This is a genomic window from Candidatus Neptunochlamydia vexilliferae, from assembly GCF_015356785.1.
In the GTDB taxonomy this organism is placed as follows: domain Bacteria; phylum Chlamydiota; class Chlamydiia; order Chlamydiales; family Simkaniaceae; genus Neptunichlamydia; species Neptunichlamydia vexilliferae.
Map to the genome: position 1 here is coordinate 1 of NZ_JAAEJV010000099.1, position 3,365 is coordinate 3,365.

Sequence of the window (3,365 nt, forward strand, 5' to 3'; positions counted from 1 at the left end):
AGAAAAGCTTGCCTATGCAGGCAATAGGTTACTTAGTTAATCCTCTCCGTACACTTACCAGGTTGGCAGGGATATGACTTAGACTTTGCAGGTGTCCTGAAGCAGGCATAATTGGACTCGGCCTTGTTGGCCTTGCAGTCGCTGGCCGTTATGGCTGGAGCTTCACCAAGTGGGGAGCAAGTAATGGATGGCCTATCCTCAAACAAGCTCCGGGCTGGATCTGGCGTCCCACCCTCGCCACTGAAAAAACGCTGGGCCACCTCCAAAAGTTCTACGATATCGGCGCCAGACATGTCACCCCTCTATGCACCGACACGTTCTCCCTCTTCTCAGAGTATGCCCCAACCCTTACTGAAAAAGGGTGTCAGGTTTGGAACTTCGCTAAAGATTACCTCCCCTCAAAAGAAAACCCCGCTTTGGCAGCCGCAGCTTCTGCTACGGTGGTAGCCGGACTTCTTCCTCGTATCGATATAAAGAGCGAAGAGAAAAACTACACCAAGGAATCCTCCTTCTCAAACACACATAGAATTGCCCATGCAGTCATTATTGCCCTATCTACCATTATCCTTGCCCCTGCCTTTAACAAACATTTTTCTGATCAATGGATGGGAAAACTTCAAGCATTAGCTTGGGGTGGGCTCAGTGGCGGGCTCTATTACTTAACACCTAATAGTAACACTTACGGCCAATGGGATAAATTAGATTCTCATAAAGGCAAAAAGATCTTAATAAATGATTCCTATAAGAAACGGTTCCTCGCTTATAGCCTAATGGCAGGCCTTGCCGTTTATGGCACTTGGAAGCAAATCACCACAAAGCCTCTTTTTGGGAATTTTGCTGTAGCTGCCCTTCTTTCAGGACTGACCTATACAGCAATGACCCCTCTAAATAAGAAAATGCTAAAATGGGCCGATCCGAGACTCTCTGAACATAAATGTAAAATCTTCCTAAAGCATCTTCCCATCACCCTTTTACCCATACTTGTCGCTGCTCTTTTTACCCGCCCACTTTCTCGCTACTTTTTCTCCCATAAAGTTAGTCTTTCCCAGCTAATCGGTTTTATAGCTTCCTCCCTTTTTTCAATTGCTGCAACCAGGTGCTGGATCTATAACACTGAAAATAAGGATGATGCTAACTTCCTAGCCAGCATTCAACTCTCAAGTTATGACTGGGGATGGTATGAGGGAGGACTATCAATCGCTGCGCAGGTTATAGTTTTCGTCGGAAGCCTTATTATTTTTAGCGCTGGAAAGGCGGTCCTTAAACTTGCTAAGGAAAACCCCAGCCTCTATCCGATGGTTCCCGTGGGTCTCAGCATGGCTGGGAGCTACCTCGCTGGAAAAACGTTGGGCGATTTAAAAAGTAACGATACGGGACTTGTTGTAGGAGCGATCACAGCCCTTGTGGCAGGCATCCTCGTCTCACCATTACTTCCCTCCAAGAGCCTCTCACACCGGGTCAGCTTTAAGCAAAGCGCAGGCTTTACCGCAGTTGGCTTGCTTCCTTTACTCTTTGCTATTAAATTTATCAAAGAAGAAACAGCTGACTACGAATTGCTAAGGTAGACTTTTTCTAGAGTTTCCATTATAGTGATAAGCTATGATGAAGCAGCTTTTCCCTATTTTTTTCCTCCTTTGCGCCCTCTTCTCTTGCCAAAAGCAAGAGGAGCGGGGAAGCCAAGAAGTGGGAATCAGCTTTAGCTACACCCCCTTTACGGCAGATCCGCGGAAAGGTACCGACCCCGCAACGGTGCAGCTCTCCTTCATGCTCTATGAGGGGCTCACCCGCGTAGAGGCTGATGGAAAGGTAACCCCTGCCTTGGCCAAGGAGATCAAAATCTCCAAAGATAAAAAAAGCTACATCTTCACCCTTAAAGAGGCGATGTGGTCAGACGGCTCTCCGCTGACCGCCTATCACTTTGAGCAAGCATGGAAAAGAGTGCTCGACCCTTCATTTCCCTCTCGCTCGGCCCACCTCCTTTACCCCCTAAAAAATGGAGCCCGGGCAAAAAAAGGAGAATGCTCGACCGATGAGGTGGGAGTCAAAGCGATCGATGAAGAAACCCTCCTTGTTGAACTGGAGCATCCTGTTCCCTACTTTTTACAGCTGGTCTCTTTTGCCTCCTACTTTCCTGTCCCCTACCATGGCGATGAGGTGCCCCACCCCGACAATGGGGGAGAACTCCTCACCAACGGTCCTTTCATGCTCTCGGGATGGAAAAATGATGATGAGATTACCCTCATCCGCAACCCTTATTACTGGAATGCCAACCGGGTGAAGCTCGACAGGGTGCGGGTTCTCATTATTGGGGATGAAGAGACCGTCCTTCGCCTCTTCGAACAGGGAGACGTTGACTTTTTTGGGGGACTCGCTTCCCCCCTTCCCCTCGACGCCGTCCCCTCCCTAAAGAAAAATGGTCTCTTCTCTGAACAGCCATCGACAGGAACCGCTTTTTCGACCTTCAATGTGAACCGGTATCCCTTCAATAATGCCCACATCCGAAAAGCCTTTGCCTACGCCATCCACCGGAAAACGATCATCGAAAACATCTCCCAAATGGGAGATGATATCGCCTCAGGCCCCGTTCCCCACACGTTAAAAGATGTCGCTACCACCTTCTTCGAAGACTACAAAAAGGTGCTTGCAAAAGAGCATCTTAAACAGGGACTTGAAGAGCTTGGGATCACTAAAAAAGAGTTCCCCAAGGTGACCTACTACTACTTCTCGTCTAAGATCCAGAAAAACCTCGCGGCCGCACTTCAAAGTTACTGGAAAAAAGTTCTGGGGATCGAAGTGAAGCTCCAAGCCCACGATCTCAAGTCTCACATGGCAAAGCTGAAGTCAAAAGACTTTCAGATCGCCCAGATGTCCTGGGTGGGACAGTACTACGATCCGATGAGCTTCCTGGAACGGTTCAAAACCAAAGATTCTTTCCGCAACTATAGTGGTTGGGAGAACTCCCATTATACCGAAATGATCACCAACTCCTATGATAAGGAGGGGGCTGAGCGTTTAGAACTCCTTCAAGAGGCTGAGGCCCTTCTTATGGAAGAAATGCCGCTGATTCCCCTCTACCACTACCACATGACCTACGTCAAAAACCCTCGCCTGAAGAACCTCGCGATCACCCCAACAGGAATCGTTTTATTTCACCATTCCTACTTAGGGTATTGAGCTCGAAACAGGCTTAAAAATAAAATTTTACTATTGAAAGCTTTGTGGTCATACCACAAAATAAGGGGGAATAAAATCAGAAGCCTAGCCGAGTCAACTACTCCTCCCTAAAGGAAGGAGCTTGTAGCTAGCGCAGTTGCTGCTACCATAGGCACGTTGACAGGTGCCCTTGCTGAGACAACAGACTCAGC

Annotated in this window: 2 protein-coding genes; both read left to right on the forward strand. The window is 48.1% G+C overall.

Going from position 1 to position 3,365, the window contains the following annotated elements; genetic code table 11:
- Positions 1-416 precede the first annotated feature (416 nt).
- Entirely contained in the window at positions 417-1,565 is a 1,149-nt protein-coding gene (locus tag NEPTK9_RS09245; RefSeq protein ID WP_194848544.1) for a hypothetical protein, read from the forward strand.
- Positions 1,566-1,599: 34 nt separating this feature from the next.
- A complete protein-coding gene (locus tag NEPTK9_RS09250) occupies positions 1,600-3,174 on the forward strand; it encodes a peptide ABC transporter substrate-binding protein (protein WP_194848545.1) in 1,575 nt (524 codons plus the stop codon).
- Positions 3,175-3,365: the final 191 nt, after the last annotated feature.

What these genes read in the sequence shown, in the direction of transcription:
- NEPTK9_RS09250 (WP_194848545.1), top strand. Translation starts at nt 1,600, where the DNA reads ATGATGAAGCAGCTTTTCCCTATTTTTTTCCTCCTTTGCGCCCTCTTC.